Consider the following 21590-nt stretch of genomic DNA (forward strand, 5'->3'; position numbering starts at 1 on the left):
AATGGCGATTAAAACATCTGACTTAAATGCAAAGCTATTTGGTAAAGCAAACAAACGTCGCGTAGCTACACCACAAGAAGCTCAAACAGCGGCTAAAGAGCAGGCTCAAGTGATAGAGCTTTCTGTTGCAGGCGAAGAATTGGTTTCATTTGAACTAGTTCGAATCCCGGCGGCTGACGTAGCAACTCAAACGGTTGTTTTCGAAGAAAATGCTCGTGAGCAATCTTTCTTAAACGAGCACGCGCTTTCTGATGTTCTTACAACATTGAAAGAACGTGGCCAGCAATACCCAGCGGTTGGTCGTAAAAACAAAGACGGTAAGATTGAAGTTCTTGATGGTAGCCGTCGTCGTATGTCGTGTATTTTGGCTGACAAAGAGTTCCTTATCTATGTTGCTGAAAACATCAACGGCGAACACGCTAAGTTCCTATCTGATGTTGCTAACGCTCATAAACCGCTTTCTCTGTATGAGAAGGGTAAAGAGATGCAAGCGAAGCTAGATAAAGGCGAAGCTGAAGACCAGAAAGCACTAGCGAAAATGTTCCAGTGCAGTGAAGCTTTGGTGAGTGGCGCGTTGAAAGCGGCGGCTTTGCCTCTTGAACTGCTACAAGCTTACCCAAATGTGAGCGATCTTGGTCGACCAACCATTGTTAAGCTACACAAACAATTTGGTGGCCTGACTGGCGAACAGCAGCAAACATTACTGACTAAGTGTGATGCTTCTGAAGGTTTTGTATGGCAGCGTAGCGAAGCACAAGGTGTTACGCGTTTAACTAAAGACGTTACTGAAACTTTGGAAGGTTGGATTCTTGAATTGGCGCCAGCGCCAGCGAAGAAAGCTTCTCCAAAAGTTGAGCTTATTAAAGGCCGCGCTTCATACAGCCGTAAGGGTTCAAACTTAGCGTTGAACCTTAAGAAAGTGGATGATGCGACAATGGAAGAGATTTTAGCCTTCGTTCAATCGAAGCTCGACTAAGTCGACGACTTTCCATTACGACTCTAAAGCCGCATTATGCGGCTTTTTATTTGGCTGTGATAAACTGTGTCTAGATGAATCTGGACGCTAATTATGAAGAACCCAACAAACACTTTCCTACATACTCTTTCCCAAACAGCCGAGCATAATCAGCATCGTTATGGTGTTGTCTTTTCTGGTGATAGTGGTTGGCAAGACGCTACGATTCAAAGCTTTCTTGATGCCTCTTCAGCACAAACAGTTTTCCAGATGGGTGGTTCGCCTTTTCTATCGGTAACACATGTTCCGGTTAAAAAGGGGCAACAACTCTTAGGCCGTGAATGCCAACTTCTTGTTTGTGATTTTAGAGAGCAGTTTGATGCCAACAGTTTTAGTGCGGCACTAGGTGCGTTAGTCGGTGGCGGTTTGTTGTTGGTTATCCCGCCCAAATCCGATGAATATGAAGAGGGTTTGAATTCTACTTTTGGAAAACGTTGGTTAGCGTCTAACTTCGCCAAACTGTTTTCTGTTTCACAAGACGATGAACAGCTAACGCAACTCTATACTCGTAATCCTTTGCCTGAAGAATTAACCCAACCGATTTTGTTCGATAGATTTGAGCAACAAAAGACGGCAGTAGAGTTAGTCAAGAAAGTCGTCTCTGGACATCGAAAGCGTCCCTTGATTCTCACTGCAGACAGAGGTCGCGGCAAGAGTTCGACATTAGGTATCGCGGCAGCGGAGCTTTTGGTTGAGCGTCACGGGCTTAACATCATTGTTACCGCTCCTTCTGTTAAAGCGGTTGAGCCGGTATTTGCTCACGCAAGCCAACAGCTAGGCCCTTGTGAAGTTATAAGTACTACTAACATCGGCCATCAAGGTGGCAGCCTAAGATTCGTCGCACCGGATGAACTACTTCAATCTAAGCCTGATTGCGATTTGATATTGGTCGATGAGGCGGCTGCCATTCCAATCCCGATACTTAAATCTATGGTCGTCAGTTATCACCGTATGGTTTTTTCAACCACGGTACACGGTTACGAGGGTAGTGGTCGAGGGTTTGGGATTAAGTTTGAATCTTGGCTTTCTGTACACCGCCCTGGTTGGAAGGGCTTTAAGCTCGAACAACCTATTCGTTGGAATAACAACGACCCACTAGAAGCTTGGTTGTTTGACTGCTTCCTGCTTGGTAACGACGCGTCGCTAAGTGACTCGGCGATTCATGAGTTAGATAACTTTTCTGATAAGACAATCAACCAATTAAATTTAGTTGAACTATCAAAAGCAGATTGTTTGGCTAATCCACACAAGTTACAACGATGTTTTTCTCTTCTTGTGGATGCTCATTATCAGACGTCGCCCAATGACTTAATGCAGTTCCTTAACAATCCAGCAATCCACTTGTACGCAGCCTGGCAGCAAGATGAATGTTTAGGTTGCATGTTGGTCACTGAAGAGGGTGGTTTAGATAAAGATTTGATTGCTCAGATTCAAATTGGAAAACGCAGGCCTCAAGGACACCTTGCTCCTGTGTTACTGGCGAACCAACTTGGCTGTACAGAAGCGGCGACCAGTCGCTGCCTTCGAGTGATGCGCATTGCAGTTTCAACGCCTCATCAAGGTTTGGGCATTGGTGGTTGGATGTTGGCTAAGTTATCAGAGCAAACCAGCCAAGCGGATTATCTGGCGACAAGCTTCGGTGCGACTAGTGAGTTGATTTCATTCTGGCGCGATAACGATTTTGTACCTGTCCATATTGGCCACCAGCGGGATCAGGCAAGTGGCTGCCACTCGGTATTGATGGTTAAGGCGCTTACCTCAAACTCCCAAAGCTGGATTAACCAAGCTCTAAGTCACTTCGAGCGTAGCTACTGCTTTCTTGTTTCAGGTTCTTTGGTTTCACTTGAAACCGAAATGGTGCGCGTACTGCTGCCAAAGAGTGTCGATACCGTTAGCGAGTTTGAAACTCAGTTAGTTAGAAATTACGTGAACGGTGGCAACAGTTACGATGCGATTAGCTTCAGCGTACTGAACTTGATTCTACTTGGTAACGATCGAAACATAGGTATTTCTGACTTACTCATCGCAAAGGTCGTTCAGCAGAAAGAGTGGGGGACTTGTGTTGAACAGTTTAATCTTGTTGGTCGCAAACAAGCAGAAATTCAGTTTCGTAAAGACGTCGATGTTTTGCTAGCAAATTTACAGTGTAAATAGACAAGCCATCATTTAAATAGACTGACCGTTACAAATTAGATTTACAGTGTAAATTAGAATATTGGATTTACACTGTAAACTGAAGCTCCATATTGAAATCCGTTTTTACCCTGATTATCAGCTTCATCACTTCTGTTCCACCTCTCCACAACAGCCTTTAGTCTTCTAAAGCTATTCGCCTTTACTATCTTGCTCTAATATCGAATCGACATTCAATCACACGAAATATTCTGAAAAATTTCCCTATGTATTTGTAAAGGCGAAGTAGATCATAAAATGTGTAAGTCTTATTTATGAGTCATGTTTGCAGAATCGAAAGTAAGTGATGTGACGCTGATTATTCTAATAATGTGATACTCAGCGCAGAACGAATTATATAGACTGAATAACAACTGAGTCATTAGGGATACTCAATTCGAATGTGGGATAACATTGTTACATTGTCAGAAGACAAGAAACAAGTGGTGGCATGTCTGCCGTCGGGGTTTGTGGTTGAAGCAAGCTTTGATAACACGACGTTGCCACCAACCTTGGAAGCTTTGGACGCATCAAACTATTTTCTTTTTGAAGAAGAGGTGTTGCGCTTCGTCACTCTTGCCAAAGAAGGTAAAGGGGAAGCTTACGAAGGAGTCTTGATTGCCGAAGTTCGTAACGCAAGCGTTGCCGTCGAACTGTCTGATGACGAGATGCTGGCGAGTCTGGTGGTGACGGGACCACATCATGGACACGCACTGCGCGGGAGCGACATCATTCATTGTTTAGCCCAAGCCCACATAACAAAGGGAATTAATAAGTTAGCGCTCAGAAAAGTGCTGATGATGAGTAACAAGCTTAAACCCGGTGAAAAGTTTACTCAACCCGTCGCGAAAGGGACGCAGCCAGTAAAGGGCAAAGATGCTAAGTTTGCCGCCTTGGTTGAAGACATTACTCGCCAAGTCTTGAAGCCTCGCAGTAAAGACGAAGGCAAGATTGATATGCGAGACTTGGGGCAAACCATTACTGTTGGTCAAAATGATCACTTGATGAAGCGTACTCCCGCTACCAAAGGCATCGCTGGCTTTACCGTCCAAGGTCGAATTATCCCACCGCTTCCTGGACAAGACAGTTTAATTAAGCCTGGAAAGGGTACTTACATCTCCCCTGACGACCCCAATTTATTACTCGCTTCCTTTCCTGGATTACCCATAATCAAAGATAGAACTATTGAAGTAGATGACGCCTTGTGTGTTAGCAACGTAGATGTCTCAACCGGACACGTTAAATTCAAAGGCAATGTCTTTGTCTCTGGGAACATTGAACCGGGAATGATCGTTAAAGCGACAGGAAGTGTCACGGTTGGTGGCTTTATTGAATCGGCAGAAGTCCAAGCACAGGGTGACATAAAAGTCGCGAAGGGGATTATCGGTCATACGACTAAAGAGGGTGAGCCGAAAAGTTGCAAGGTGTTTAGCAAAGGTTCTATCACAGCAAGCTATGCGCAGAACGCCGAACTCCAAACCGCCACCGACCTTCGACTGGGTGTGCACAGCATGAGTAATGATATTCGTTGTGGTAACAACCTTATCGTGATGGACAGTTTGAAGAAGCACGGTACGCTCAGTGGCGGCGAAGCTAGAGTCGGTGGGAAAGTGGAGTGTGTCTTTTTAGGCGTAGAAGGCGATACCGCAACCAAGGTACACGGATTTGCACGTTACGATGGTTACCGACAAAAGATAGCCGAGCTGAAAGAAACTTATAAACACGCTCAAGAGCTGACCATGGATGTGATTCGCCAAGAGCTCGAATTTAAGAAGCGACCAAAAGCGGAACGAAGCGAAGAGCAAGCACTAGAAATTGAGCAGCAAAGAGAAAAAAATAATCTTGCGATCGAAAATACTAAATCACAGTTGGATACGCTTGAAGCTGAGTTTGAAACTAACCTTGCCGAGTGCACAGTTGAGGCGCATGAAAAGGTGTATACCCGAGTGACGATTCAATTTGGTGATGAGACAGTCACCACCAAGCGAACCCATGGCGGCAGTATTTTCTCGTTCAACCAATACGAGATTCAATGTTCATTCAAAATGGAACAAGAAGATATCTCGTTGTAATTGAAATACTTTGAAATTGACCGACTCTGAATAGAGCGGCTCGAGCTATTTTCTACTCATTAGAACAAACAAAAAAGGGGGAGCAGATGCTCCCCCTTTGCTTTTGCTGATATTGATTTAGTTAGATTCTTTAAGTCACATGAGCGCTTTAACTTGCTGCTCTAACCTTGCCTTGCTTCAAGTCTGACAGAACTTGTGCTTTCGGGCCGTCGGCAATAATGCTGCCTCTCTCCATCACAATCACTCGATCTACAATATCCAACATTGATGTTTTGTGGGTGATAAGAATCAATGTCTCGCTTGGCAATAACTGGTTGAGTTGATGTTTGATGTGCATCTCTGAGCGATTATCCATCGCACTGGTCGGTTCATCCATCAAAAGCACGGGTGGACGTCCTAAGAAAGCTCTCGCTATGGCAATCGACTGACGTTGACCACCAGATAGCAAAGCACCACCTTCGCCCACTTGGCGTTCTAAGCCTGCTGGATCTTGCTGAGTAAACGCGGTCACGCCTGCACGGTTGGCTGCGTCCATCACATCACGGTCATCGACCAACGGTCGACCTAAGGTAATGTTGTCTCTTACTGAACCGTAGAACAGATTACTGTCTTGCGGTACACAGCCTATATTGCGTCGTACATCGACATGATGCAGTTGTTCCATGTCAGTGTCATCAATGCGCACATGGCCTTCTGTTGGCTTGTATAGGCCCATAATCAAACGTTCTAGCGTGGTCTTGCCTGAACCAATTCGACCAATGATCGCGACTTTTTCACCGGGTTTGATATTAAGGGTTAGGTCTCTGATAGAAGCGACAGGCGAGTCTGGGTAGTGGAACGTCACTTTATCTAGCGCAATATGACCCTGAATAATCGGACGGTGGATGTAGCGCTTACCTTCTTCCTGTTCATCAGGCATCGACATTACTTGTTCAATCAAAGTCATTGATGACTTCGCTTGGTTGTAACGTGTAGAAAGCAAAGACAGTTGAACAAGAGGGCCAATTGCACGGCCGCTCAACATGGTCGCGGCAATCAAGCCACCCATAGTGAGTTCACCTTCTGCGATGAGGTACACACCAAAAATGATCATACCTACATTGGTACTTTGTTGAACAAAGCCAGCCGTGTTTTGGATGCTGTCGGTGATGCGGCGACTTTTGATATTCCAGTTTGCCATGTGCGCAACCGCTTCTTCCCAACGGAATTGGAACTGACTTTGCGCGCTGAATAGCTTAACGGTTTCTAACCCAGCCAAGCTCTCAATTAAGTTCGCGTACTTCTGAGAAGCAAGTCGAGAGCCTTCTTCAATCGTACGACGCAGTGGCCCTTGGATTAACAGTGCATAGATGATCAAAATGACCACACCGACGACAGGAACAAACACAAGGTTTCCGGCCATCAGCCAAATTAACGCCAAGAACATCAGCGCGAATGGTAAGTCGATTAACGAGCCAATAGTTGCTGAGGTAAAGAACTCACGGATTGATTCAAATTCTTGCAGGTTTTTCGCGAAAGCGCCAACAGAGGCGGGCTTTGCTTCCATGCGAATCCCCAGAACTTTACTGAACAGTTTAGAGGAAATTAAGATATCGGATTTTTTCCCCGCGACATCAATGAAGTAACTGCGCATTAACTTGAGAAGCAGATCGAAAAGGAAGACGACGAAAATACCACTCGCCAACACCCACAGGGTTTCAAAGGCAAGGTTAGGGACTACTTTGTCGTACACCAAACGAGTAAACATTGGCGCGGCAATGGCGAAGATATTGATCAGAATGGATGCTATCAACACGTCACGATAGATGTTTTTAGATTCCCAAATAGTGCTCCAAAACCAGTGACCTTTGCGTGTTTTTAGAACCTCTGGTGAACGTTCATCATAACGGAATTGTTTTTTTACCAAGAAGTAGCGGCCGATGAATTGTTCTTTGAGTTCATCGACTGGAATGACGATAGGCACCATCCCGCTTTCTGCGGTGATGATCTCTGCTTCTTGTTTTTCTAAATCGATACTATTTAGAACACATGCTTCGCCCTGTTTGAGAAGTAGAATAGCAGGCAGAATCAGGTGAGGAATACTTTCTAACTCGGAACGGTTTTCTTTCGCCACTAATCCCGCTCGTTCAGCTGAACGAGGGAATAGGAAAGGGGTTAGCTTTCCATCGGATAGTGGTAGCCCATTGATCAACGCTTCGGGCGAGTTAGCTAACCCGTAATACCGACTAACGTAGATCAGTGAGTTTAATAGTGGATCTTGCATGCGATATAACCCTTACAACTATTTATCAACAATGAAGCCTTGGAACACTTCTACGTAGTTATCAGACAGGATATCTAGCTGAGTCTGAGTTTCTATTCGAGACGCAATGGTGGTTATGCCTAGGTTGTGAGCGGTTCTAGAGATCGACGTTAAGGTGAATTTCTGCTTTTCATCATCAAGGTTGTGCGTAAACAAGTAATCTAACTTCACATAGCTTGGGCGGTACTCGTTGATGTAATCCAACGATTGGAAATTACGTCCGTAGTTATCAACCCCGAATACGGACTCAGCGTTACGAATGGTGTTACACAGCAGCGCCGTGTAGTGCGGAACATTGATGAAACAATTTTCTGGAATCTCAAAATGCAACAGGTGAGCAATTGAGGCATTGTGTTCAAGAGTTTTACCAATCCAGCGGATGAAGCTCGGCTGAGAAATACTGCTTGGCGAAATATTGATAGCAACGGGGCTAGTTATTTCTTTCGCATTCAGTTTCTCAATCATTTTCTCGATAACGTATTGGTCGAGAATGTGGCTCATTTCTAACTGTTCTAGTGCGTATAGATATTGGTTTGCACTGTAACGAACTCCGTCTTTTTCAATCGCAGAGAACACTTCTTGGTGATACGTTTTGCCAAAGCTATTGTTTGCAGCTTGCAGACGGAAGGTGACAAGGTCGTTGATGATTGCTTCTTCAACCAACATACGCCATTGTTGTTTGCCCATCACAGCACCATGATCGTCTGCCGTTACGTAGCCATAAGTCAGTTCACGGTTCGCCTTCGCACTTGAGAGCGCGTTATCGACCAACGACATGATTTCGGTACTGGTTTTTCGCGTGTTGCTGTATGTCACACCTAGCGCGATGTGTGGGTTCGCAGTACCTGTTGGGTCTGAGCCTAGGTTTTGAATGCAGTTTACGATGCTGCCAGCAACAAGCTTAAGTTCGCTTTCATCAATGTTTGGCATGATGAAACCGAATTCGTCACTAGAAATACGGGCGATGGTGATATCTGGTGATGAGATTGAAGCTTGCAGCTGTTCAGCCAGTTGATGAACCAAGGCATCACCTTCTTGATAGCCTTTTTCGTCGTACTCTTCACTAATAAATTCGGCTTTTAATACGGCTAAACCACCTAAACTGGACTCTTCTAACCACTGAGTTAATTGAGACATGTAGTAAGCGCGGTTGCCTAGCTGAGATACAGGGTCGATATACGCTCTTTCACGCAGCTTTTGAGCTTCTTTCGCTTGGTTTTTAAAGGCCAGTTCAACTTGGGTCGACATGTGGTTGATACCGTCGACAACTAAGGTGAGATCCTTTGTTTTCGGACGAGCCAGTGGTTCGCCAAACTGATTCTTCGCGATCTGATCCATCTTGGTAATGATCAACGAGAGCGGGCGTAATGCGCGTTTAAGGATCCAAGAGATAGACACCAAACCAAGTAGAAAGATCGAGCTAAAGATGGTTAATAAGCGGATGAACGCTTGCCAAAGCTGATCGTAGGCAGGACCAGGGTGACTTACGATCTCGACTTCTGCCAGTTGCATCCAGCCACTGGTAATTACGCGGCGGTCATGAACAGGCTCAAATAGGTTAAGGTTAGTAAACCACTCTGGTACGCCAGTTGGCTTTACAGGGTATGAACGGAGAATGTCATCTCCGGTGTCTAGGAAAATCAATCGCACGACGGAATAAGAACTGCCATCAAATAGGGCGTTGATAACAGACTCCACTGCCACCTTGTCCTTTTCTTCTAGGTAAGGGGCGAGAGCCAGTCCAACAGTATTAATGGTATTACTTACCTCAGAGCGTTGCTGCTCCTCTAAGTATCCACGGGTGGTATTGAATTCGATCATAAAAACTGACGTCATCAGCAGTATGAATACCGCAACCATCCCGACCACAAGCTGTTTATATAAAGTCATTGTACCTACTCATCGTAATTGATAATGGGTTTGTTTAAATTTAGAGAGCGCTCACGAGAACGTAGGTCGTTCCATAAGCTCAATCTTGAAGATTTCCCTGCCAGCTTACCGCTGCCTGCTGCCGACTTAATTAACCAAAGGTTTTTACCATTGAAACTGTATATCGGTCGCAGGTCTCCGCGTTTAGAACCGCGTTTTATTTCAGGGTTTAAGTTATCTAAAATTAGTGGTTCTGCACTGGGTGTTGAGTAGTACGCCAACACCATATGGAATTGGTTTAACTCAAGTGCTTTTACGTACACCAATCGTAATTTTTTATCTGGGACGCCGAGTTCAAGTAAAGAGAAGTATTTTGCGATAGTGAAGTCTTCGCAATCACCCGCGTTGCTGCCTAAAAACTCCAGTGGTGTCGCCCAGTAGTCATTCTTTCCCCACAGTATGTTGTCATCGACAAAGTACATTTGGTTGAAGAACCGGTTTACCGAATCAAGCTTTTCCGTTTCACTTAGCCCTTCGTACGACGTCATATTGGAGCGCCATGTTGCCACTCGTTTTCCGGCTCTTTCCCCGTAGGTTGCAGTAACCGCGTCTATCCACCTTTGGTCGCTCTTGTTGAGCGCCACTGAGGTAAAAGAGGTGAGGACCAGCAACAATAACGAAACCCGAGATTTCATAGCCTCTGCTCTTGTCTGTTCACTGTGTATTGAAAGGCGCTATCAAGCATCAAACGTCCTTACTCTTTTAATGCGTTGTTTTGAGCGCTTAATAGTGGCTTCAACATGTACTCAAGTACGGTTCTCTTGCCCGTGATGATATCGACAGAGGCTGTCATACCAGGAATGATCGGCAACTCTTCGTTGTGTCCAAAGCTGTATTTATCGGTACGTACACGCACGATGTAGAAGCTATTGCCTTCTTCATCTTGAGTGGTATCGGCGCTGATGTGTTCTAGCACACCTTCCAAACCGCCATATTTTGTGAAGTCATAGGCACTAAATTTAACAATGGCGGTCAGTTCTGGGCGTAGGAATGCGATATCTTGCGGAGCGATTTTAGCTTCAACCAATAGCGAGTCTTCAGTCGGTACAATCTCAACAATGTCCATACCCGGCTGAATAACACCACCCACGGTATTAATACCTAGCGTTTTGACTGTGCCCGTTACGGGAGAGACCACGATGGTACGGTTTACTCTGTCTTCAAGGCCAACCGAAGATTCGGTCATTGCAGAGAGCTTGTCTTGTGCTTGGTTCAGTTTTTCTTGTTGTTCTGAGCGGAAGCTCAATGCAGCATCGATACGGCTGAGCATCGCTTCTTTGATGGCGGAACGTAGAAGAGGGATTTTGAGTTCGCTCGAGGTCATTTCTCGGCGAGTGTCATTCACTTGTCTTTGAAGCTTGAGGAGTTCAATTCTTGGTACCACCCCTTCATCGGCAAGCGGTTTTGTTATATCTAATTCTTGGCGGGCAAATTTGTAACTTTGTCTTAAGTTATTGACGCGAGATTTTATTTCAACAAGGTCTTGTTGCTTCTGTTCAACTTGTTGATCAAAAACGGAAAGTTGGTTTCTTAAATTGTTTAGGTCTTGACGATATTCGGCTTTTTGGCGATTAACCAGTTTAGGTTGAAGTTCGTATAGCTTTGGTGGGAAGGCGAGTTTGCCGTAGTCGAGTAACACACTTTGTTTCCAGTCTTCGACGGAGAACTCTTCGTTGATGACCACGCTGTTAAATGAAGCTGAAAGCATCAACACGCTGGCAGTTAAGTTTGCCACTTGTTGTTCGCGCTCTCGGAAGTCAGAACGGAATCGAGTGTCATCGATCAACAGCAGCTGTTGACCTTTTTGAACGCGTTGACCCTCCCTTACTAATATCTCTTTTACGAGGCCGCCCTCAAGGTTTTGCACCACTTGGATTTGGGAAGAGGGGATGACCTTGCCTTGGCCAACGGTGACTTTATCGATCTCAGCCCAAGCGGACCACCCAATAGCAGCAATAAAAAACAGAACGATCACCCATAACATAATACGCGCACTGGTGGGCGTATTGAGTAGTAGTGCCGCTGTTTTATCATCGACGTACTCAAGTTCGGTTTCGTTCAATTTGCTGTAATTCTTCTGGCTCATGACAGTCCTTGTTTGCTAAATAAAAGTGCAAGCCTATTGAGTGTATTCTTACTTTTGATAAATGTTAAGATTTTGCTCCTTTAAATCTTTGAATTTATATATTTTTTAAGACTTATCGGTTCTTGAAATCTGTTTTATCCAATTGGTGCTTTCTCAGCTTGTCATACAGTGTCTTTCGCGACACTTGCAGCTCTTGTTGCACTTCTTTTAAACGCCCTTGATGGCGATGTAGTGCCTCAATTAAGATAATTTGTTCAAAGCTATCAGTGCGTTGGTTCAACGACTGTTGCTGCTCCTCAATGCTCACGTCACGTTCATCCGCGTCACTTTGCTCACCAGTATCACCGTCGAGCGACGGCTGCTTAATTTGAGTCAGCACTCTGAGTTCGGCATGTTGGCGAAGCTGACGAATGTTTTCCGTCCAATGAGTCGTAATGAGTCGTTGAATCTCTTTTTCTGTAATGACAGGTGGCGGCAGCTGATATCGACTTGCCGCACCACGAGCAAAATGCTTAAACAAGGAGCCAATATCTTCGGTTCGTTGCGCTAAGGTTAGCAAATCAAATCGGCGGAACTCACCTACAATTGTAGTTGGAACTATTGTGGTTGCGATAATGATACAAGTTGCATTGGTCTTGCATGAGTTTTCACGAAGTAGAGTGGGTTTTAGAGCTGCTAACCAGCGCCATTGTTGTGAAGTTAATGCTTCTGTTTCATGGATATAAAGTGTTCCGCCCTGATGTTTGCTGAATAGTTGCACAACAAACTGATCAAACGTAGCTTGGTCATTGCGTGGTAAATTGAACGCAGCGACAGGGCAAAGTTCTGCGGATTGATGGCTGTGTAGATCGTGCGTGTACTGCGCCGTGACCCTTTTACCTGTTCCTAGATCGCCGACAAACAGTAGAAGAGGGTGAGTTTTGGTATCTAAGGTGATCAGTTCTCGGCGTAATGCCTGCATGGATGGCGATTGACCAATCAGTTTTGGGCCAACCTGATTCTGCATCGCCAACTCTTTACGCAATAAGTTGTTCTCTTCAACCAGTGCGAGTTTATCTGCGGCTTTTTTTACCGCGGTGAGCAGGGCATCGACCACAAATGGTTTTTCCAGAAAATCGTAGGCGCCGGCTTTCATCGCAGATACCGCTGTTTGCACGTCACCATGCCCAGTAAGGACTATGATCTGAAAATGAGGATTTTGGCTCAGCAACTTTTGTGTCAATTGAATGCCGTCCATCACTGGCATGTGAATATCGGTGATGACAATTCCAGCTTGCGCGGTATCTATTTTCTTCAATGCCTCAATAGCATTAGGAAAGCAGACGATATCGATGCCTTCAATGAGCATGGCTTGTTCTACGGAGTCTCGGATTGCGGGTTCATCGTCGACAAAATAGAGTTTAGGCATAGAGTGCAAAAGTCGAGTCCTTAACAGTATGTGATTTGCTGTATGTCAGATGAGCAGTATGTAACATTCGTTTTCTAATCCACAATAACAACCGCACGTCAGCCCTTATCGTTATATAACGGGATGTTTAGCGAGAATACCATGCCTGAAGGCTCTAATCGGTTCGCGCTGATCGTGCCGTGATACGCCTCAATAATCCGTTTCGATATTGAGAGCCCTAGCCCTAAGCCTTCCGGTTTAGTGGTAAAAAACGGGTCGAACAACTTTTCTAATTTGTCGTCCTGCATGCCAATTCCGTTATCCCAAATGATCACCTGACAAGAGTCATGATGCAGTTGCCATTCAATGCCTATCTGTGGACTAGCCTGTTGGTCTACGTTCTCCAGGTTTTGTTGCTGCTGCAAGACTTTCTGTTCAAGAACTTGCTGTTGAAGCGCTTGAGTCGCGTTGTGAATCAGGTTAACCAGTACTTGTTCGAGCTCGGTTGGGTGAATCGCAATGTTAATGTCGTCTGACACTGTGCTTAATCTTAACGTGATGCCTTGTTTGATCATTAGCGCACTAAGAATACTGGTCGCGTTGTTGATCGATTGATGCAGGTTTGCGACGTGATGTTCTTGCTTGGTGACCTTGCGAGTGAAGACTTTAAGACGCGCGATGATCTCGGTAATTGAGGTATTCAAAGCAATCATCTTATCGAGATTGCTTTTGACCAAGTCAGTCCGTTCCATTTCAAGCAGCTTTAAGCTGTTCTCACTGTATGTTCGCAGCGCTGCAAGTGGTTGGTTGATTTCGTGGTTAATGCTGGCTGACAGCTCACCGAGTACCGCTAATTTTGCGGTTTGTGTCAGCTCTTGTTCTGTCTGTTTCAACTTCGACTGCGACTCTTGGTATTGAAAAAGGGTTTGTTGCAGCTGTTGATTGGATTGCTTCAAGTAGTGAGTGCGTTTATCAACGGTTTGCTCTAGGTTTTGGTTGAGTCGGGTCAACGCCACTTTCGCGAGATAAGTCTGGCGCCACGACCAAGCGATGAGCATCACCAAGCTGTAAATCACTACGAAGATGACATCGATCTGCACGACTTTAATAAGCTCAGCTCTGGTCTCTTTTAGCGCGACGACTTGGTACTGGTTGTTGTTGACCGTTGCAGGGTAAAGATTAAAAGCACCAAGCTTGAATAGCTGGTTAGCGGTGAGCTCTTTTCGGATTTCATTGGATTGAAGGTTCTTAGATTGATTGGCGTTGCCAGCTTCTGACTGAGAGCTTGAAGCACGGAAGGCTTCGATGATCGAAATTTCGCTTTGACCGTATTGGCGTTGAAGTGCGATATCCGTTTGTTGTTGCTGAGTTAATGGCAACAATGAATGGTAAAGCCATGGAGCCTGGCTTGATAGAAAGACTACTTGGTTAGAGTCGAGTACCACGATCTCATAGTCGTCGCTGGTTAGGATGTTTTCGAGGTTCTCTAAACTCACCTTTACGGTGATAACACCAACAATGTCATTCTCAACATACAGTGGTGAAGATAAAAAATAACCGCGTACATTCGAGCGAGCGCCTAGCGCGACATATTGTGTATTGTTGCCTTGAATGGCGGAGGCAAAGTAGGGGCGAAACGAGAAGTTCTCGCCTACAAAAGTGCGAGGCTTTTGGTAATTACTGGAAGCGACGACAGTACCACTCTGGTCATGAATATAGATGGTGTCAGCTTGGCTTTGATTAGACCATTCAAACAGTAATTGATTGAGTTGAGTGGCGGAAATCTTGTCTGTTTGTGGTGATGAGTCAAAATAAGAGAGCAGACGCGGGTCATGGCTGAGTAAATCCGGGATCTGTTTGAACTTATCCAGTTCAGAATCGATTTGTAGATTGGCTTTATTGGCCGCTTCATTGAGTTGCTGAGTGACGATTTTTTCTTGGAATTGTACTGCCACAAAGTGGGTTGCAGTCAGTCCTGCAGTTCCCAATAATAATGAGAATAAAACAAAAGGAGTCATTAGGTTAGGCAGTATCTTGGTCACTTGGATCTCAGCGTGTAATCGGTTTGTATAAAGGTTATCAATATGATTGATTGAGTACCGAGATCTTGTTAACACCGAATACCTTCTGTGAGACAAAACCATGGCTTAGACTTGTGTTTCAAAGGATTACAGCGCAAAATCACAAAAAATTGAAAGGAGCAACGAAATGGAACTGACAGATATTCGTCGTGAATATGCTAAGGGTGGACTGAGACGTAAAGACTTAGCCGCAGACCCTATTGAGCAATTCAATCTATGGTTAGAGCAAGCCATCGAAGCTAAGATGACTGACCCTACTGCCATGACAGTTGCCACGGTTGATGAAAATGGTCAGCCATTCCAACGAATTGTTTTGCTAAAGAATGTTGATAAAGACGGTTTCGTTTTTTACACCAACTTAGGTAGCCGTAAAGCGCACCAACTTGAGCACAACAGTAAGATAAGCCTGCACTTCCCTTGGCATCCACTTGAGCGACAAGTTCACATTACTGGCACCGCTGAAAAGCTGACAGCAATGGAAAACATGAAGTACTTCTCGTCACGTCCAAAAGAGAGCCAATTGGCCGCGATTGCAAGTAAGCAGAGTAGCCGTATCTCAGCTCGTGGCATTTTAGAAGGTAAGTATCTAGAGCTTAAACAGAAGTTTGCTAAAGGAGAGATTCCGGTGCCTTCTTTCTGGGGTGGCTTCCGAGTTCGCGTGGATAGCATTGAGTTTTGGCAGGGGGGGGAACACCGCTTGCATGACCGTTTCTTGTTCTCACGCCAAGACAACAGCTGGGATATTGATCGCCTAGCGCCTTAGGCTTATGGATCTTAAGTGGTCTACACCGAATAGAACATACAAAAATACCGCTAACTTGGTGATTAGAAACATCAAGCAGCGGTATTTTTTTATCTGTACATTCCCAGATTCATCGACGAGTTGGTCATTCAACTCATTTATCACTGTGCAGCACAACGGAGATCTGTTTATTGAGCAGAGTTTCTGGGATCACGGACCCTAAGCCCGAGTCCAGTGCATACTCAATTAATTGGCTTTTGCTGCGCGCATCGAACTTCTGTTTCAATCTCGCGACATGACCTTCGACCGTTTTGATTGAAATGTCTAACGTAGACGCAATGTATTGAGGCTTCTTGCCGAAAAGCAGTAAGAACAACACCTCTGATTCTCGCGAAGTCAGCCGCTTTTGCAGCTTAGACACACGCGGCTCTGATCCCGCAAGTGATGCTTGATTACCTTTCGCTCCTGTTGCCTGACAAACCCAATGACCGACCTCTAAGATTGCAGTATCAGTGAGCTCTTGCCCATAGAAGATAGTGCCTTGGACATTGTCATTATCATCAAGCCAAGGGGTTTTGGTAAAGATATGGGCGTGCCAGCGTCCGTCTGGATAAGGGTGAATATCGAGGATTTTAAGGGTACTGCGTGTATCCATCACATGTTTGTCTTGAGCTCTGAAATCTTGCGCGCACTCAATGGTTTGACTGGGCATGTCGAAGTCGGTCAAACCAGTACAAGTCTCATCGGGTTTTAAGCCAATCAGTTTGTTGTAGGCAAGGTTTGCGTACACGAAGACCGAATCAGTATCTTTGCAGCCCCAGCAACCTGGTAGTTGTTCAAATAAAGAACGATGTATGGCGTTGAATGGATCTGGCAAGGTTTTATCTCGTAAGCAGAGGTATAGCAATAATATCAGTTTCTTATAGCGCTGCAATGGCAATTAGAGTTTGTACTCTGTTCGAAAAATAGGGTGGTGAATGACAGTTAAACAGATTGCTGACTAACTGCTTCAATCACGGGGAATAGGTGGTCAGAAAGAATGATAAACAGGCAAAAAAAAGCCAGCCTGAAGAGGGGCTGGCTAAAGACAAGATATGCCTTGTCGACATGTAGAAGATTTTCAGCTTAATTTACGAGGGTCAGGTAAATTAAACTGAGGCATCAATTTGATACCCAGAGTGACTTACTACTCTATCGACGAATCTACTCCTAGGAATGCTTATGCATAAGGGGGGAATTCCCCTATAAATGCTGCTCAATGTGATAATTGAGAACTTAGAGTAAATATTTGAGATTCTGAGCCTGTGATTGGGAGCCTACAGCTCTCGCACGACTCGGAATCCTAGATAGTTCGCTGCCGTTGAAGGCGGTACATACAGTTCGTTAAACACTTTTGCTTCCTCTGGAGAAAAGCTCCACGCGCCACCTTTCGCTAAACCTTTCTGAATGGTTGTCCATTCCCATACGTTACCCACCATGTCGTAGAAGCCTGTTGGTGTTGGCAGGAATGATTTAACTGGAGATGTGCTAACGTTTGCCCAAGGCGTACCCGCCCAGCCAGTGTTGGCCTTACCTGAGCGGAACTCGTTACCCCACCAGAAGTTGGTGTCTTGGCCTGCTCTTGCTGCAGCTTCCCACTCTTGTGGTGTAGGTAAACGGTAAGTGAAGCCGGTGTTTTGAGATAACCAACGAGTATACGCTTTTGCATCATTTTGGCTGACACATACAACGGGTGAGTTATCTGCTTGTTTAAAGCCAGGGCTTAGCCAGTCATTGTCTGAAACGGTTGTGATCTCTGCATTCACGAACGTATCGCAGGTGTTCATCAGTTCTGCGTCTGTTTGGTAGCCAGTGCTGTCAACAAATGTTCTAAAGTCTTGAACACGGGTTGGTGTTGCGGCTAATGCGAACGGCTGTTTGATCGTCACTTGCTGTGCGTTGTTTTCACCGAGTAGGTAGCGACCCGAGCCGACAACAATCATTTCAGGGCTCTGAATGTTGTTTCCCATCGGGTCTGCAAACTTGGTACCGACATTCAATGAGTTCTGCTTGGCCTGTAATACGGCTCGTAGGTTGTGATCGCGGGCTATCTTCAGCTCTTGGTGGAAAGAAAGGTAACCCTCTTTCTCAATCGTGACCATGTGCTGGCCTGTTGGTAACATCACTTCAACGGGTGTGCTGCCATAGTTCACGCCGTTGATAGAAACCTTGTCGTTGTATTGATTTGAACGCACCACCAAGTTAACCCAAGCGACTTCTTTTTGCTGGTCGTTGGCTTGTTGTTCGCTTTGAGTGAAACAGTTTGATGACTGAATACCAAGCAGACGACAAGGTGTGTTCTTATCTGGACGAGTTTCTAGGTTCGCCGCAATCACCGCTCGGTAACGGTTATCTTCAGAGAAGCCCGAGGATTTCACTTTGTGTTGCAGAACGTGAATATTCAATGAAGCAGACGCAAGGTGCTCTTTCACTGTTTTCGATTCGGTCGCGTTGTCTACAAGGCTGTGCTGGAATTGTTTTACCGCTTTTTGAAGTGCTAAGGTCACCGTTTGGTCTGAACATTGCGCCAGTGTCATATCGCTGCTGCAACGGTTCGTAAAGCTAACGGTTTGCTCTTCCGTCTGAGTGATCTCGTTTCTGAGTCGCTCAGCTCTTGCTCTTAGCTTATTTTGGTTCAGATTAGCGATTGAAGCTTCTGCTGCTGCTTTCTCGGCTTGGATAGCCTCAAGCTCCATCATCAAGCCTTGCTGCTTCTGCTCTGAATCTGAAATCGCAAGCTTGCCTTCTTTTACTGTTTTCCAAGCGTCTTGGAAGCGGTTTTGAGCCGGTGAGATATCGAAATCGGGCTCATCAATCATGCGCGTGTAATCTTGCTCTAGGCTGGCTTTCGCCTTTGCGAGTGTTAGCTCTGCTTGAGACGATAACTTGGCTAGACGTGCCGTTTGCTGCGCTTGATTGTCGACTTCATTTTGTTTGTCAGCTAGTTTCTTCTCAACTGCCGTTAACTCGGCATGCTTTTCGAAAAGTGAGCTTTCAATGTCGCTGACAGAAGACGCGATCGCTGGTGGTGTCGCCTCAGCGAAAACAGCAGGAGTCATTAGGCAGGGAGCAAGTGCAAATAGTAGAGTAGGAAGACCTTGGCGCATGATGGGCTACTTCAATCGTAATTTAGGTTAATCGAATATTCTAAACGAAAACGCCATTTCGTCTGCAGCTACTGTTTATAACGATCATACTGTCTATAACGTTCATACAGTTTATAACTACCAACAAAATGGCGAGTATTCATTCAGCTTTGTGAAATAGGCACGGCTATCTTAATTAGAGCGCTGAACTATTCATACTGGACTTAGCTTTCCTTGCTTGGAAGAAGCTTAACCCAAATAGTGTCGCTACCGTTGATGGTCACTGTGCGGTTGTAAGACTCGTAACCTTGTTTTGAAATGGTTACTTGGTGACGACCACTTGGTAGCGCAACCTCAAGAGGGGTGCTGCCATACTTAATGCCGTTGATGGTCACTGAGTCATTGTACTGATCAGAACGTACCGTCACGTTAGCCCATTGTTTGTCACTCTTCTTAACGACTGCAGCGTCACTGCCCGTTAAACAGTAGCGCGTTGAAACGTTCAATAAGTTACATGCTGCAACCGCTTCAGGTTTTGCTTGAAGCTGAGCCTGCATCTGCATGAAGTAAGAGTTGTTACCAGAAAAGCCACTCTTGATCGCTTGGCTGTCTTGAACATGGATGTTCAGTTGAACACCTTGCAAGTTCTGTTTTGCTAATGAACTTTCCGTGAGCTGCTCAAGTAATTGGCTCTTGAACGTTTTCACCGCTTTTTGATTGGTCAGGTGTTTACCTTGAGCAGTACATTCACCCAATGTCATCGTTGATGAACATGTGGTGGTGTAGCTGGTTTCAAGAACGGCACTTTCGCGAAGTTCTGATGCAATACGTTTAACGCGAGCTTCAACTTTCGACTCTCTCAAGTTTGCCAGCTCATTATTCAGGCGAGCTTGCTTTTGTTTGATTTGAGAAAGGTGAATTTCGCTCTCGTTCATCGCTTGTTCGTTATCTAGCTGAGACGATTGATTCTCTTTAACCGCAGCCCAAGCGTCTTGGTAACTTTTCTGGAAAGAGACCAAATCCGTTTCTGGATCTTCAAGCAAGCGACTGTACTGTTTGTCGAGTACAGACTTGGCTCTGTTACGTTTTGCCTTAAGTTCTTCACCTTCGCGTAACAACTTGCTGTTCTTATTTTGAAGTTGTTTTAGGTTTTCAGTCGCCGATACTTTGGTTGCTGAAATACGCTCAATATCTGAGTTTTTCTCTGTTAGCTTTGCATCGATAGCTGAAACGGGATCGACTTGATTCAGTTCTTCAGCGGATACCGATGCAGATACCCAAAGTGGGGATAGCGCGAGTAAAAGCGCTGAAATTCGAAAGTTAGTCATAGGTCCCTGCAACTTGTAGATTGAAAATTGGCTCGTTAATAAAGTGTCTACTTCCTAGTTGTGAGTCACTAGTTATTAGCAATTAACACAGTACCCGTCTTTATACCGTTTTATTGCTATCCAATCTACTCAAAAGCCAAGTTTCGGTACTTCGGATACACTTTTTGCAGGTTTATCGCCAATTATTTGAGCTATATAAGAAAATTTATTCATTATGTTGCGGCGACAAAGTATTTATTGGTGGCATGGTTTGCTTGTCGATGTGATTGCTTGTGAAGCCCCTAAACTCACCGGAACGATTGGTTTTACAATGCCCGTAGTTTGTGCACTCTTGATCATCTTTCCGGAGGCATGATCAAGACGATCTCGATAATGATCTTTTGTTTGAGGCGAGGAAATGACTCTCATGATCATTTACAAATTCATCTTATGCAGATTTCAGAGTATTATTCTTACTATGTCGACCTGAGTATTTTGATGTTATGCCTAAACCGTTACCCTTTCCGAACTTTGACTTGTCCCCGCTAAGCCTTACTGGCCCTCGCCCTGCGGAGATCATTACTTTGCCTTCGCATATGGATTGTCACGATCACCATTATTCGCAGGTAGTCATTGGTTTAAAAGGTCAGGCGGAATTTGAAGTGAGCGGTAAAGGTAATCTTGTCGGTCCAGGGCAAGGCTGTGTAGTCACGGCTCGCTCTGATCATGCTTTCGGTGGAGTGGTTGGTCAGTCGGATATTCTCGTACTCAATATGCCTATGCCAACCGATGATGACCCTCTGATGCTAGAGAAGATTAACCAGTTAGAATCCTCGAACGTCTACTTCCAATTAGATGCGCAAATTCAAAAGCTTATCCATATGTTGGTGCAAGAGATGCAGGCCAGTCCTGATGATCTGTTGTTGAGTCGAGCTTGTAATGACACGGTGATTGCGTTGATGCAAAGACACATCTCGGCATTTGAAACCTCGATTAAAGATTCGCGTTTCGATCTTGAGTCGTTGGATCGCTACATCGAACAACACTTGGCTAATAAGATCTCAGTCGCGCAGCTTGCAGGCAGTGTGTTCTTGGGCGAAAGCCAATTCCACATGCTATTCAAAGATCAAATGGGCATTACCCCTCACCAATATGTTTTAGGAAAGCGTATCGACCGCTCTCGACGCCTTATTGAACAAGGTAATTTAAGCCTTGGACAGGTTGCAGAACTGGCTGGTTTTTCCGGTCAATCCTCCTTTACTCACACCTTTTCTCGCCTTCAAGGCATGTCACCATCTCAATACAAAAAGCAAATTTCTGTTAAATAAAAAAACAAAACGGCATATTATATTAAAGTTTCATATGTGACCTT

Annotated in this window: 14 protein-coding genes; 5 read left to right on the top strand and 9 right to left on the bottom strand. The window is 45.0% G+C overall.

The genetic code is table 11. From position 1 onward, the window contains the following. Position 1 precedes the first annotated feature (1 nt). From AC3CIA_RS18995 to AC3CIA_RS19005, 3 genes are all read left to right on the top strand, one after another. The gene (locus AC3CIA_RS18995) at positions 2-976 is read left to right on the top strand and encodes a ParB/RepB/Spo0J family partition protein (RefSeq protein WP_004732564.1); all 975 of its coding nucleotides are present in this window, start codon (positions 2-4) and stop codon (positions 974-976) included. 93 nt (positions 977-1069) lie between these two features. Next, entirely contained in the window at positions 1070-3169 is a 2100-nt protein-coding gene (locus tag AC3CIA_RS19000; RefSeq protein WP_488519527.1) for a tRNA(Met) cytidine acetyltransferase TmcA domain-containing protein, read from the top strand. A 419-nt stretch (positions 3170-3588) separates the two neighbouring features. After that, positions 3589-5259, top strand: coding sequence for a flagellar assembly protein A (locus AC3CIA_RS19005; RefSeq protein WP_488519528.1), 1671 nt, complete (start codon positions 3589-3591; stop codon positions 5257-5259). A gap of 148 nt (positions 5260-5407) precedes the next feature. Here AC3CIA_RS19005 and AC3CIA_RS19010 read toward each other — a convergent pair whose 3' ends face one another. The 6 genes from AC3CIA_RS19010 to AC3CIA_RS19035 form a co-directional block, all read right to left on the bottom strand. Continuing rightward, the gene (locus AC3CIA_RS19010) at positions 5408-7522 is read right to left on the bottom strand and encodes a type I secretion system permease/ATPase (protein ID WP_017078412.1); all 2115 of its coding nucleotides are present in this window, start codon (positions 7520-7522) and stop codon (positions 5408-5410) included. A gap of 18 nt (positions 7523-7540) precedes the next feature. Continuing rightward, positions 7541-9451: a bifunctional diguanylate cyclase/phosphodiesterase gene (locus AC3CIA_RS19015; RefSeq protein WP_488519529.1), complete on the bottom strand. Its 1911-nt coding sequence runs from the start codon at positions 9449-9451 to the stop codon at positions 7541-7543. 5 nt (positions 9452-9456) lie between these two features. Continuing rightward, a complete protein-coding gene (locus AC3CIA_RS19020) occupies positions 9457-10125 on the bottom strand; it encodes a transglutaminase-like cysteine peptidase (protein ID WP_237298647.1) in 669 nt (222 codons plus the stop codon). A 59-nt stretch (positions 10126-10184) separates the two neighbouring features. Then, complete coding sequence (locus AC3CIA_RS19025; RefSeq protein WP_065206536.1) at positions 10185-11576, bottom strand: HlyD family type I secretion periplasmic adaptor subunit; 1392 nt, start codon at positions 11574-11576, stop codon at positions 10185-10187. Positions 11577-11688: 112 nt separating this feature from the next. Next, positions 11689-12984, bottom strand: a complete 1296-nt coding sequence (locus tag AC3CIA_RS19030; RefSeq protein ID WP_488519640.1) for a sigma-54-dependent transcriptional regulator — start codon at positions 12982-12984, stop codon at positions 11689-11691. Between the two features lie 98 nt (positions 12985-13082). Then, positions 13083-15005: a sensor histidine kinase gene (locus AC3CIA_RS19035; protein ID WP_488519641.1), complete on the bottom strand. Its 1923-nt coding sequence runs from the start codon at positions 15003-15005 to the stop codon at positions 13083-13085. A 166-nt stretch (positions 15006-15171) separates the two neighbouring features. On the opposite strand from AC3CIA_RS19035, the gene pdxH reads away from it, so the two are divergent. Further along, entirely contained in the window at positions 15172-15807 is a 636-nt protein-coding gene (gene pdxH / locus AC3CIA_RS19040) for a pyridoxamine 5'-phosphate oxidase (protein WP_004732548.1), read from the top strand. Positions 15808-15940: 133 nt separating this feature from the next. Here the strand turns inward: pdxH and AC3CIA_RS19045 are convergent, their stop codons facing one another. The 3 genes from AC3CIA_RS19045 to AC3CIA_RS19055 all read right to left on the bottom strand — a co-directional run bounded on the left by AC3CIA_RS19045 (position 15941) and on the right by AC3CIA_RS19055 (position 20239). After that, positions 15941-16726: a helix-turn-helix transcriptional regulator gene (locus AC3CIA_RS19045; RefSeq protein ID WP_065206539.1), complete on the bottom strand. Its 786-nt coding sequence runs from the start codon at positions 16724-16726 to the stop codon at positions 15941-15943. A 376-nt stretch (positions 16727-17102) separates the two neighbouring features. Beyond that, entirely contained in the window at positions 17103-18932 is a 1830-nt protein-coding gene (locus AC3CIA_RS19050) for an SUMF1/EgtB/PvdO family nonheme iron enzyme (RefSeq protein ID WP_488519530.1), read from the bottom strand. A 203-nt stretch (positions 18933-19135) separates the two neighbouring features. After that, a complete protein-coding gene (locus AC3CIA_RS19055; RefSeq protein ID WP_004732542.1) occupies positions 19136-20239 on the bottom strand; it encodes a PEGA domain-containing protein in 1104 nt (367 codons plus the stop codon). 482 nt (positions 20240-20721) lie between these two features. Between AC3CIA_RS19055 and AC3CIA_RS19060 the strand changes: the two genes are divergently transcribed. Beyond that, positions 20722-21546 (top strand): AraC family transcriptional regulator, encoded by an 825-nt coding sequence (locus AC3CIA_RS19060; protein WP_017075637.1) that lies wholly within the window; start codon positions 20722-20724, stop codon positions 21544-21546. Positions 21547-21590: the final 44 nt, after the last annotated feature.

The sequence above is a fragment of the Vibrio sp. QJM3NY_27 genome, from assembly GCF_057785955.1.